This window comes from Bacillus sp. FF-1 (genome assembly GCF_028548245.1).
Classification (GTDB): Bacteria; Bacillota; Bacilli; order Bacillales; family Bacillaceae_G; genus Bacillus_A; species Bacillus_A paranthracis.
In genome coordinates, this window is record NZ_JAQQGG010000004.1 from 47,607 (window position 1) to 59,705 (window position 12,099).

Genomic DNA, 12,099 nt, shown 5'->3' on the forward strand with positions numbered 1-12,099 from the left:
CCGGAAAGGGTGGCTTCTTTCTTGCACCCTAGTCTCACATGACTAGGGTATTTTTATGCAAAGGTTGTTATAAAAATACAAAAGTGGTAACATAAAAATCAGAAAGATGAGGGATGACGATGAGCCATTTGTTAACGATGAGTGAATTATCGGAAGTAGAAATTTCAGAAATCCTAAAAGACGCAGAAGATTTTGCGAATGGAAAAGAGAGCAAAACGACAGAGCAAACTTTTGTTGCAAACTTGTTCTTTGAGAATAGTACGAGAACGAGATTTAGCTTTGAAGTTGCTGAGAAGAGATTAGGACTTGATGTTTTAAACTTTTCAGCGGATGCATCTAGCGTACAAAAAGGAGAAACTTTATACGATACGATAAGAACACTAGAATCAATCGGAACAAAAGCAGTGGTCATCCGCCATGAGCAAGATCGCTACTTCGATGAACTAAAAGATCAGGTGAATATCCCGATCTTAAACGCTGGAGATGGATGTGGAAACCACCCAACGCAGTGCCTACTCGACCTTCTTACAATTAAACAAGAGTTTGGAAGATTTGAAGGTTTGAAGATTGCGATAGTAGGAGATGTTCGTCATAGCCGAGTAGCACGTTCTAATGCAGAAGCATTAACGAAGCTAGGTGCAACAATTTACTTTGCAAGTCCAGAAGAGTGGAAAGATGAAGACAACACATTTGGAACATACAAACCATTAGATGAACTTGTTCCGGAAGTGGATGTAATGATGCTACTTCGTGTACAACATGAGCGTCATGATCATTATGAAACAGACATTATGAAAGAGTATCATGAGAAACACGGATTAACAGTAGAAAGAGAAAAGCGTATGAAAGAAGGAAGCATTATTATGCATCCAGCTCCTGTAAACCGAGATGTTGAAATTGCAAGTGAACTTGTTGAGTGTGAGCGTTCACGCATATTTAAACAAATGGAAAATGGAGTTTACGTAAGAATGGCTGTACTAAAACGCGCCTTACCAAATGTATTAGGAGGAATGAAACATGAATTATTTGTTTAAAAATGGTCGTTATATGAATGAAGAAGGAAAAATCGTAGCAACGGATCTTCTCGTACAAGACGGTAAAATCGCTAAGGTAGCAGAAAATATTACGGCAGATAATGCTGAAGTAATCGATGTGAACGGAAAGTTAATCGCACCTGGATTAGTAGATGTACACGTACACCTTCGTGAACCAGGTGGTGAACATAAAGAAACAATTGAAACAGGTACGCTAGCAGCGGCAAAAGGTGGATTCACAACAATTTGCGCAATGCCAAATACACGCCCAGTACCAGATTGTAGAGAACATATGGAAGACTTACAAAATCGTATTAAAGAAAAAGCACATGTTAACGTACTACCATATGGAGCAATTACAGTACGTCAAGCGGGTTCTGAAATGACAGATTTCGAAACATTAAAAGAGCTTGGAGCATTTGCTTTCACTGATGACGGTGTAGGCGTACAAGATGCTAGCATGATGTTAGCTGCTATGAAGCGTGCAGCAAAACTGAATATGGCAGTAGTTGCGCACTGTGAAGAGAATACTCTTATTAATAAAGGTTGTGTACATGAAGGGAAGTTTTCTGAGAAACACGGATTAAACGGTATCCCATCAGTATGTGAATCTGTACATATTGCAAGGGATATACTGCTTGCTGAAGCGGCAGATTGTCACTATCACGTATGTCATGTAAGTACGAAAGGATCTGTACGTGTAATACGTGATGCGAAACGCGCTGGAATTAAAGTAACAGCAGAAGTAACACCCCATCACTTAGTGTTATGTGAAGATGATATCCCATCAGCTGACCCTAACTTTAAAATGAACCCACCGCTTCGTGGAAAAGAGGATCATGCAGCATTAATTGAAGGTTTATTAGATGGAACAATCGATATGATTGCAACTGATCATGCACCGCATACAGCGGAAGAGAAAGCGCAAGGAATTGAAAGAGCACCGTTCGGAATTACTGGTTTTGAAACAGCATTCCCACTTCTATACACAAACCTTGTGAAAAAAGGAATTATTACACTAGAACAGTTAATTCAATTCTTAACAGAAAAGCCAGCTGATACATTCGGCTTAGAAGCAGGTCGCCTGAAAGAAGGTAGAACAGCTGATATTACAATCATTGATTTAGAACAAGAAGAAGAGATTGATCCAACAACATTCTTATCAAAAGGAAAAAATACACCATTCGCAGGTTGGAAATGCCAAGGATGGCCGGTAATGACAATCGTTGGTGGTAAGATCGCATGGCAAAAGGAGAGTGCATTAGTATGAAAAGACAACTTATCTTAGAAGATGGAACAGTATTAATTGGAACAGGTTTCGGAGGAGAAATCGAAAAGTCAGGTGAGGTTGTATTTACAACAGGAATGACTGGATATCAAGAAACATTATCTGATCCATCATATTGCGGTCAAATTGTAACATTCACGTACCCATTAATCGGAAACTACGGCATCAACCGTGACGATTTTGAATCGATTCACCCATCTGTAAATGGTTTAATCGTAAACGAAATTTGTGATCACCCATCAAACTTCCGTAATGAAATTTCGTTAAATGACTACTTAAAAGAAAGAAACATTCCAGGATTAGCAGGAATTGATACGAGAAAATTAACGAGAAAAATTCGTCAATACGGTACATTACGCGGACGCCTTTGTAACATGGATGCAGATGTAGAATACATCGTAAGTCAATTAAAAGCGACAGTATTTACAGACCATGTAAAACGCGTATCAACGAAAGATCCATACCCAAGCCCAGGCCGCGGACATCGTGTTGTATTAGTAGACTTCGGTATGAAACATGGTATTTTAAGAGAATTAAATAAACGTGATTGTGATGTAATTGTAGTTCCTTACAACACGACAGCTGAAGAAATTTTACGCCTTAGCCCAGATGGAATTATGTTAAGTAACGGACCTGGGGATCCAAAAGATGTACCAGAAGCAATTGAAATGTTAAAAGACATTATCGGTAAAGTTCCTTTATTCGGAATTTGCCTAGGACACCAACTATTTGCTTTAGCATCTGGTGCGAATACAAGTAAGTTAAAATTCGGTCACCGTGGTTTAAACCATCCAGTAAAAAATCTTGCAACTGGAAAAGTAGCAATTACATCTCAAAACCATGGTTACGCAGTAGAAGAAGAATCAGTTGAAAATACAGAACTTGAAATTACACATGTTGCTTTAAATGATGGAACAGTAGAAGGTCTTCGTCATAAGAAGTTCCCAGCATTTACAGTTCAATACCATCCAGAAGCTTCAGCAGGACCAGAAGATGCAAATGATTTATTCGAAGATTTCTTAACAATGATTGAAAACTTCAAGAAAGAAGGGGAAGAGTTATGCCAAAACGCCTAGACATTAACACAATTTTAGTAATCGGATCAGGACCAATTGTAATTGGGCAAGCAGCGGAGTTTGACTACTCTGGAACACAAGCTTGTCAATCTCTTAAAGAGGAAGGTTACAAAGTAATCCTTGTTAACTCTAACCCAGCGACAATTATGACAGATACTGCAACTGCAGATAAAGTATACATTGAGCCTTTAACATTAGAATTCGTAAGCCGAATCATTCGTAAAGAACGTCCAGATGCAATCTTACCAACATTAGGCGGTCAAACAGGTTTAAACATGGCTGTTGAACTTGCAAAATCAGGCGTACTTGAAGAGTGCGGAGTTGAAATTTTAGGAACAAAATTATCAGCAATCGAGCAAGCGGAAGATCGTGATTTATTCCGTACATTAATGCAAGATTTAAATGAACCAACACCACCAAGTGAAATTATTCATAACCTTGATGAAGCATATGGCTTTGTAAACGAAATTGGTTATCCAGTAATCGTTCGTCCAGCATTCACATTAGGCGGAACGGGCGGCGGAATTTGTCATAACGAAGAAGAGTTAATTGAAATCGTAACAAGTGGTTTAAAACATAGCCCAGTAACACAATGTTTATTAGAGAAAAGTATTGCTGGCTGTAAAGAAATTGAATATGAAGTAATGCGTGATTCAAATGATAACGCGATTGTAGTATGTAACATGGAAAACATCGATCCAGTTGGTGTTCATACAGGTGATTCTATCGTTGTAGCACCGAGCCAAACGCTAAGCGACCGTGAATACCAAATGTTACGTAACACGTCATTACGAATTATTCGTGCACTAGGAATTGAAGGTGGATGTAACGTTCAGCTTGCACTAGATCCATATAGCTTCCAATACTATGTAATCGAAGTAAATCCACGTGTAAGTCGTTCATCTGCACTAGCGTCTAAAGCAACTGGATATCCAATTGCGAAATTAGCAGCGAAAATTGCAGTCGGCTTAACGTTAGATGAAATCGTAAACCCGGTAACACAAAAAACTTACGCTTGCTTCGAGCCAGCATTGGACTATGTTGTTTCAAAAATTCCACGCTGGCCATTTGATAAGTTTGAATCAGCGAACAGAACACTTGGAACGCAAATGAAAGCAACTGGTGAGGTTATGTCAATCGGACGTAACTTAGAAGAATCATTATTAAAAGCGGTTCGTTCTTTAGAACTTGGTATTTATCACTTAGAATTAGACCACTTAAAAGAACTTGATAAAGAAACAATGAAAAAACGCATTATTAAAGCAGATGATGAGCGACTGTTTATCGTAGCAGAAGCAATTCGTCAAGGTGTAACGAAAGAAGAGATTAACGAATGGTGTGAAATGGACTTCTTCTTCTTACAAAAAGTTGAAAATATCGTAAATATGGAACGCGAAGTAAAAGCGAATGTAGGAAATATGGAAGTACTACAAACTGCAAAAGAAATGGGCTTCAGCGATCACTACATTGCAGCAGCTTGGAACAAAACGGAGCGCGAAATTTACGATATGCGTAAAGAAAATAATATGACGCCAGTATTCAAAATGGTAGATACTTGTGCGGCAGAGTTTGAATCTGCAACACCGTATTACTACAGCACATACGCTGATGAGAACGAATCAATTGTAACAGATCGTAAGAGTGTAGTAGTTCTAGGATCTGGTCCAATCCGCATTGGTCAAGGTGTTGAGTTTGACTATGCAACAGTTCACTCAGTATGGGCAATTAAAGAAGCTGGATATGAAGCAATTATCATTAACAATAACCCAGAAACTGTTTCAACAGACTTCAGTATTTCTGACAAATTATACTTTGAACCATTAACGATTGAAGATGTAATGCACATCATCGATTTAGAAAAACCAGAAGGTGTTATCGTTCAGTTCGGTGGACAAACAGCAATTAACTTAGCGGCAAAATTAGAAGAACATGGTGTGAAGATTTTAGGAACATCACTTGAAGACTTAGACCGTGCAGAAGATCGTGATAAATTCGAAGCTGCTTTAACAAAACTTGGTATCCCACAACCAGTTGGTAAAACAGCAACGACTGTAGAGCAAGCGGTAGCAATCGCAGAAGAAATTGGTTACCCAGTATTAGTAAGACCATCTTACGTACTAGGTGGACGTGCGATGGAAATCGTATATCGTCAAGAAGAACTACTGCACTACATGAAAAATGCAGTTAAAGTTCACGCAGATCACCCAGTATTAATCGACCGTTACATGGTTGGTAAAGAAATTGAAGTAGATGCAATTTCAGACGGTGAGAATGTATTCATTCCAGGTATTATGGAACATATTGAACGCGCTGGAGTTCACTCTGGTGACTCAATTGGAGTATATCCACCACAAAGCTTATCTGAAAAATTAAAAGAACAAATTATTGAACATACAATTGCACTTGGAAAAGGATTAAACATTGTTGGATTACTAAATATCCAGTTTGTCGTATTCGAAGATCAAGTGTACGTAATTGAAGTAAATCCACGTGCGAGCCGTACAGTACCATTCTTAAGTAAAATTACAGGTGTACCAATGGCAAACGTTGCAACGAAAGTTATTCTAGGGCAAGACCTAGTAGAGCAAGGATACGGAACGGGCTATCACCCAGAAGAGAAAGAAGTGTATGTAAAAGCTCCGGTATTCTCATTCGCGAAATTACGCTCAGTGGATACAACATTAGGACCTGAAATGAAATCAACAGGGGAAGTAATGGGTAAAGATTTAACGCTTGAAAAAGCATTATACAAAGGTTTAGTTGCTTCTGGAATTAACATCCCAACGCACGGATCAGTAATCATTACTGTAGCGGATAAAGATAAAGAAGAGGCGATGGAAATTGCAAAACGTTTCCATGAAATCGGCTATAACTTATTAGCAACAGCTGGAACAGCAAAATCGTTAACAGAGCAAAATATCCCAGTACAAGTTGTAAACAAAATTGATTCTGAAGACTACAACTTACTAGATATTATCCGCCAAGGAAAAGCACAGTTTGTAATCAATACATTAACAAAAGGCAAACAACCAGCGCGTGATGGTTTCCGCATTCGCCGTGAATCAGTAGAAAATGGTGTAGCTTGCTTAACATCACTTGATACAACGAGAGCAATCTTACGAGTATTAGAATCTATGACATTCTCAGCTCATTCAATGAAAGAAATTACGCAAACAAAGCGTCACGAGGTGGTACATGCATGATGCAAAAGCAAAATATGATCGTCGTTAATCAAAAAGAAATCGCAAAGAACATTTACGAATTAGTGCTTCAAGGAACTTTAGTACAGCAAATGAACGAACCAGGGCAGTTTGTACACATTAAGGTAGCAGAGGGCATTGCGCCCCTTCTGCGCCGCCCAATTAGTATTTGTAATGTAGATCAAGAGAAGAACGAATTTACAATGCTATATCGTGCGGAAGGACAAGGAACAAAAACATTAGCCACTAAAAAACAAGGTGAAATGGTAGACGTACTAGGACCATTAGGGCACGGTTTTCCTGTAGAAGAAGCAGAAGCTGGTCAAACAGCTTTACTAGTAGGTGGGGGGATTGGTGTACCACCACTTTATGAATTATCACAGCGCCTCGTTGCAAAAGGTGTACGCGTAATTCACATCTTAGGTTTTCAAACGAAAGATGTTGTTTTCTATGAAGAAAAATTTGCAGAACTTGGTGATACGTACGTTGCGACAGTAGACGGTACACACGGTACAAAAGGATTTGTCACAGATGTAATTGATCATTACGGAATTGACTTTGATATTCTTTATTCATGTGGTCCGTTAGCGATGCTTCGTGCATTAGAAGGACGTTACAAAGAGAAAAAAGCCTATATTTCATTAGAAGAACGTATGGGCTGTGGTATTGGAGCTTGTTTCGCATGTGTATGCCACTTACAAGAAGATCCAAGTGGACATTCTTACAAGAAGGTGTGTAGCGACGGACCAGTATTTCCAATCGGGGAGGTTGTACTATGAACAGATTGCAAGTTGAATTACCAGGATTATCATTAAAAAATCCAATTATACCGGCATCTGGATGCTTTGGATTTGGTCGTGAATATGCACAGTTTTACGATTTAAGTGTACTAGGATCAATCATGATCAAAGCGACGACAGAACAACCACGCTATGGAAATCCGACGCCTCGTGTTGCTGAAACACCGGGTGGCATGTTAAATGCAATCGGACTTCAAAACCCAGGATTAGAAAAAGTAATGAATTCTGAATTACCATGGTTAGAACAATTTGACCTTCCAATCATTGCAAACGTTGCAGGTTCACAAGCTGAGGATTACGTAGCGGTTGCAAAGGAAATTTCTAAAGCGCCTAATGTCCATGCACTGGAATTAAATATTTCTTGTCCAAACGTAAAAACAGGTGGTATCGCCTTTGGTACAAATCCTGAAATTGCTGCTGATTTAACGAAGCGAGTAAAAGAGGTTTCTGAAGTACCTGTATATGTGAAGTTGTCACCGAACGTGGCAAACATTGTGGAAATTGCAAAAGCGATTGAAAATGCAGGTGCAGATGGTTTAACGATGATTAATACATTGCTTGGTATGCGTCTAGATTTAAAAACAGCTAAACCAATTTTAGCAAACCGTACAGGCGGATTATCAGGTCCTGCGATTAAGCCAGTAGCAATTCGTATGGTACATGAAGTAAGCCAAGCGGTTAACATTCCAATTATCGGAATGGGTGGTATTGAAACAGCGGAAGATGTAATTGAATTCTTCTACGCTGGCGCAAGCGCAGTTGCAGTTGGTACAGCGAACTTTATCGATCCGTTCGTATGTCCGACAATTATTGAAGAGTTACCAGCATTACTAGATGAATTAGGATTTGATCACATTTCGGAATGTCAAGGAAGGAGCTGGAAGCAAACATGTCACAGTCGTTAATCGTTGCACTAGATTTTCCGGGGAAACAAGATGTAGAACAATTCTTGCGCCACTTTGAAGGGGAAGAGTTATTTGTCAAAGTTGGTATGGAGTTATTTTACAAAGAAGGCCCTGCGATTATTACGTACTTAAAAGAAAAAGGGCATAAGATCTTTCTAGATTTAAAACTTCATGATATTCCAAATACGGTAAAAAGCGCTATGCGTAGCCTAGCTAGTCTAGATGTTGATATGGTAAATGTTCATGCTGCTGGGGGAAGCAGCATGATGAAAGCTGCGATTGAGGGATTAGAGGAAGGTAAGCAAGAAGGAAAAGAGAGACCGATTTGTATTGCAGTTACACAACTAACAAGCACTTCGGAAGCTATGATGAAAAAAGAGATCGGCATTGAGAAAACGTTAGAAGAAGCGGTTGCTCATTATGCAAAATTAACGAAAGAAAGTGGACTGGATGGCGTTGTTTGTTCAACGCTTGAAGTTCCAAAATTACGTGAAGTATGCGGAAATGAATTTGTAACAGTAACACCGGGGATTCGTCTTGCAAGCGATGATGTAAATGACCAGGTGCGCGTAGCAACACCGAAACGTGCGAGGGAACTTGGCTCAAGCTATATCGTAGTTGGACGTAGTATTACAAAAGCAGAAAATCCGCTTGAAGCGTATAAAACAGTAAAACAACAGTGGGAAGGTGTAACAGTATGAAAAAAGAAATCGCATCGCATTTATTAGAAATTGGAGCAGTATTTTTACAACCGAATGATCCATTCACATGGTCTTCAGGTATGAAATCACCAATTTATTGTGATAACCGTTTAACTTTATCTTATCCGAAAGTACGTCAAGCGATTGCAGCTGGATTAGAAGAGTTAATTAAAGAGCACTTCCCAACTGTAGAAGTTATTGCAGGAACAGCAACTGCTGGTATTGCGCACGCTGCATGGGTAAGTGATCGTATGGATTTACCAATGTGCTACGTACGTAGTAAAGCAAAAGGTCACGGTAAAGGGAATCAAATCGAAGGAAAAGCTGAAAAAGGTCAAAAAGTTGTAGTAGTAGAAGACTTAATTTCAACTGGCGGCAGTGCAATTACATGTGTAGAAGCACTTCGCGAAGCTGGCTGTGAAGTATTAGGAATCGTATCAATCTTCACATACGAGCTAGAAGCAGGAAAAGAAAAGTTAGAAGCAGCGAACGTAGCATCATATTCTTTAAGTGATTACAGTGCATTAACTGAAGTTGCAGCAGAAAAAGGTATGATCGGACAAGCTGAAACGAAAAAATTACAAGAGTGGCGTAAAAATCCAGCTAACGAAGCTTGGATCACAGCGTAACACGAAAAAAGACGACTGCGGGGGAACGCAGTCGTTTTTTTATATTATTGTTAAAACTTCATGTGAAGTTCCATCAATATCAAAGAAAATCATATTCCTGTCTCCTTGCTAACAACTATTTAGCGTTTTCAGCAACCTCATATCCTTTCACAAACAATAGCGTCATATAAGAAACAATAAATGAGAAGATGCTGTACATGCCAACCCAAAAGAAAAATTTTGGAGTAAAGGCGATAACACCTATTATTAAAAAACTAGTAAACGTTACAATCGGCATTACGTAATACGTTTTCGTTTTGCGTGTTCCAATAACAGATACGATAAAGATAAATAACGGACAAATTAATAAGACGAAAATCAATTCATTCATAGGTATGTCCCCTTTTCTAATTGCAGTAATCTGTTTCTTATAAACGTTTTGAAATAATTACTCTCCTAATATAATTTCGCTAAGTAATAACGAATCCCTTTTGAAAACTGATAATTCATGATGAATTTTACAAGCAAAAAACGTAAGCAAGAGAACACTTGCTTACGCTATAGAATAAACATCGCAACGATCGTGGTGACAATTAAGCCAATCATAACTGGTAAAAAGTTTCGACGTGCAAGTTCAAATGGATCGACTTTACAAATCGCAGCGGCAGGAATAAGTGCCCAAGGAATCAACGTCCCGCCCCCGGTCCATATAGCTGCAATTTGCCCGAGTGCTGTTAATGTAGCTGTTCCATGGCCAAGTGCTGTTCCGAAAAGATTGGCAATGGAACCAGCAAGTGATATACCTGAAAAACCTGATCCATCTAAGCCGGTAATGACACCAACGATAGTTAATGTCCCTGCCGATACATATTGATTTAAAGGAACAGTTTGAGATAAAGCGATGCCTAAGTCGTTAATGATTCCGTGTGAACCTTTCGGTAAATAGTCCCCGATAATTTTCACAAAGCCACTATCTCCTAAATAAAAGAGTGCAGCGATAGGAATAACTGGTCCGAAAATTTTAAAGCCAAATTGGAGCCCTTCTATAAAGTAATCGGTCGTTTTATTCAGTCCATTACCTTTGTAGGCGATGAGAGAAATGATGATAATCATAATAACAGTTGTTCCGCCGATAAGTGCAGTTGCGTCGCTTCCTTGTAGTTTAAATTGAATCATGCAAAGGATATCGATGGCATATACGATCGGAATACAAATAGCGAGCCATTTTTTTGTCCGAGTAGATAATGAAGTGAGCGTTTTAGAAGACGCAGTTGATGAAATAGACTCTTGTATAGATAAGCCTGTATGAAATTCTTTTCGTAAGAAGAAAAAAGCGACGGAAGTTGTCACAATGCCCATAACGATAACGAGTGGAACACTTGCAGAAACAACGCTAGAAACAGGAAGACCAGCAGCGTCTGCGGTTAATTTTGGTGCGCCTTGTATAACGAAGTCGCCGGATAAAGCAATCCCATGACCGAACAAGTTCATAGCAATCGCGACTCCAATTGGAGGAAGACCGACGCGTACAGCAACTGGTAATAAAATAGCTCCCATTAAGGCAACAGCTGGAGAAGGCCAAAAGAAGAAAGAAATTGTCATCATCAAAAGACCGATAATCCAGTAGGCGAGGGTAGGGGTACGAATCATCTTTGTAAATGGTGAAATCATTGTATCATTTATGCCAGTATGAACGAGTAAATTGCTCATGGATACGATAATGGAAATGATTAATATAGTTGGTAATAGCTCAGTAATAGCGTAAATAAAACTTTGAAAAATGCCGCTAACGGCAAGAGGGATAGAACTTGTAGCAGTTAATGCTAATAAAAAGATGAAAACGATACAAATAATCGTCGTATCCTTTCGGAAAATAAAAAAGGTAATAATGGTGAGTAAACAAATAACATAGAGAGCGTGTAATAGCGTTAATTCAACTCCCATAACATTCACATCCTTTAGGCATTCGTGTAGTTTATTGTATGAAAGCAGTGAAAGTATGTGAGTATAGGAAACCGAAAAACCAAAATTTCATGTACCGTAGTGGTAAGGTTGAAAAATGGATGTTAAAATACAATTAATCCTAAAAATGGAATTAAAGGAGGGCTTATGCGCAAAATAATCGGGTTTTGGGGCTTTATTCTCTCTTGTAGTCTATTAATCATTTTAAATTTGTTTACAAGCAATGAATGGATCAGTATTATACCTGTTTTTGGGTTTGTACTTATACTTTTATATAACTGGGATGATATGAAACAATATAGCAAGAAAAGTATTGGAATTATGATAGGTATCATCGTTGTTTGTTCATTATTCGTAGGAGTTATTTTAATAGAGGGTCAGAAACAAATGGAGAAAATGTCTATTTTTCAAGAATGGATGTCGTCTGCAAAAAGTCTTTATATTGTAATTGTAGTAGTTATTTTTCTAAGAATTGTTATAAGCATAGCAAGTTACATATTAAAGGAGAAGTAGAATGGGGGAGTA

Annotated in this window: 11 protein-coding genes; 9 read left to right on the forward strand and 2 right to left on the reverse strand. The window is 38.6% G+C overall.

Annotated elements, in window-relative coordinates:
- The first annotated feature begins 119 nt into the window (after positions 1–119).
- From pyrB to pyrE, 8 genes are read left to right on the forward strand one after another with little or no spacing between them, the layout of a single operon-like run.
- Positions 120–1,034, forward strand: a complete 915-nt coding sequence (gene pyrB, locus PQF83_RS15560; RefSeq protein ID WP_000018849.1) for an aspartate carbamoyltransferase — start codon at positions 120–122, stop codon at positions 1,032–1,034.
- Entirely contained in the window at positions 1,018–2,304 is a 1,287-nt protein-coding gene (pyrC, locus tag PQF83_RS15565; protein ID WP_001108374.1) for a dihydroorotase, read from the forward strand. The genes pyrB and pyrC overlap by 17 nt, the downstream gene beginning before the upstream one ends.
- Positions 2,301–3,398 carry a carbamoyl phosphate synthase small subunit gene (locus tag PQF83_RS15570; protein WP_000828682.1) on the forward strand — a complete coding sequence of 366 codons (1,098 nt, stop codon included), beginning with the start codon at positions 2,301–2,303 and terminating at the stop codon, positions 3,396–3,398. Before pyrC ends, PQF83_RS15570 begins: the two co-directional genes overlap by 4 nt.
- Positions 3,383–6,601 (forward strand): carbamoyl-phosphate synthase large subunit, encoded by a 3,219-nt coding sequence (gene carB, locus PQF83_RS15575; protein WP_001126106.1) that lies wholly within the window; start codon positions 3,383–3,385, stop codon positions 6,599–6,601. The genes PQF83_RS15570 and carB overlap by 16 nt, the downstream gene beginning before the upstream one ends.
- Positions 6,598–7,377, forward strand: coding sequence for a dihydroorotate oxidase B electron transfer subunit (gene pyrK / locus PQF83_RS15580; RefSeq protein WP_000983352.1), 780 nt, complete (start codon positions 6,598–6,600; stop codon positions 7,375–7,377). Before carB ends, pyrK begins: the two co-directional genes overlap by 4 nt.
- The gene (gene pyrD / locus PQF83_RS15585) at positions 7,374–8,303 is read left to right on the forward strand and encodes a dihydroorotate oxidase B catalytic subunit (protein WP_001081057.1); all 930 of its coding nucleotides are present in this window, start codon (positions 7,374–7,376) and stop codon (positions 8,301–8,303) included. Before pyrK ends, pyrD begins: the two co-directional genes overlap by 4 nt.
- A complete protein-coding gene (gene pyrF, locus PQF83_RS15590; protein WP_000083496.1) occupies positions 8,288–9,004 on the forward strand; it encodes an orotidine-5'-phosphate decarboxylase in 717 nt (238 codons plus the stop codon). The genes pyrD and pyrF overlap by 16 nt, the downstream gene beginning before the upstream one ends.
- Positions 9,001–9,633, forward strand: a complete 633-nt coding sequence (pyrE, locus tag PQF83_RS15595) for an orotate phosphoribosyltransferase (RefSeq protein WP_000711449.1) — start codon at positions 9,001–9,003, stop codon at positions 9,631–9,633. The genes pyrF and pyrE overlap by 4 nt, the downstream gene beginning before the upstream one ends.
- 115 nt (positions 9,634–9,748) lie before the next feature.
- Here pyrE and PQF83_RS15600 read toward each other — a convergent pair whose 3' ends face one another.
- The gene (locus PQF83_RS15600) at positions 9,749–10,003 is read right to left on the reverse strand and encodes a YbeF family protein (protein WP_001003923.1); all 255 of its coding nucleotides are present in this window, start codon (positions 10,001–10,003) and stop codon (positions 9,749–9,751) included.
- Between the two features lie 167 nt (positions 10,004–10,170).
- On the reverse strand, positions 10,171–11,556 hold the full coding sequence (locus PQF83_RS15605; protein ID WP_000537898.1) for a membrane protein: 1,386 nt from the start codon (positions 11,554–11,556) through the stop codon (positions 10,171–10,173).
- Positions 11,557–11,721: 165 nt separating this feature from the next.
- Between PQF83_RS15605 and PQF83_RS15610 the strand changes: the two genes are divergently transcribed.
- The gene (locus tag PQF83_RS15610; protein ID WP_001226107.1) at positions 11,722–12,087 is read left to right on the forward strand and encodes a YoqO family protein; all 366 of its coding nucleotides are present in this window, start codon (positions 11,722–11,724) and stop codon (positions 12,085–12,087) included.
- Positions 12,088–12,099: the final 12 nt, after the last annotated feature.

Coding starts and splice junctions, on each gene's coding strand:
- PQF83_RS15610 (WP_001226107.1), top strand. CDS start 11,722: ATGCGCAAAATAATCGGGTTTTGGGGCTTTATTCTCTCTTGTAGTCTA.
- PQF83_RS15570 (WP_000828682.1), top strand. CDS start 2,301: ATGAAAAGACAACTTATCTTAGAAGATGGAACAGTATTAATTGGAACA.
- pyrD (WP_001081057.1), top strand. CDS start 7,374: ATGAACAGATTGCAAGTTGAATTACCAGGATTATCATTAAAAAATCCA.
- pyrC (WP_001108374.1), top strand. CDS start 1,018: ATGAATTATTTGTTTAAAAATGGTCGTTATATGAATGAAGAAGGAAAA.
- PQF83_RS15600 (WP_001003923.1), bottom strand. CDS start 10,003: ATGAATGAATTGATTTTCGTCTTATTAATTTGTCCGTTATTTATCTTT.
- pyrB (WP_000018849.1), top strand. CDS start 120: ATGAGCCATTTGTTAACGATGAGTGAATTATCGGAAGTAGAAATTTCA.
- pyrK (WP_000983352.1), top strand. CDS start 6,598: ATGATGCAAAAGCAAAATATGATCGTCGTTAATCAAAAAGAAATCGCA.
- pyrF (WP_000083496.1), top strand. CDS start 8,288: ATGTCACAGTCGTTAATCGTTGCACTAGATTTTCCGGGGAAACAAGAT.
- carB (WP_001126106.1), top strand. CDS start 3,383: ATGCCAAAACGCCTAGACATTAACACAATTTTAGTAATCGGATCAGGA.
- PQF83_RS15605 (WP_000537898.1), bottom strand. CDS start 11,556: ATGGGAGTTGAATTAACGCTATTACACGCTCTCTATGTTATTTGTTTA.
- pyrE (WP_000711449.1), top strand. CDS start 9,001: ATGAAAAAAGAAATCGCATCGCATTTATTAGAAATTGGAGCAGTATTT.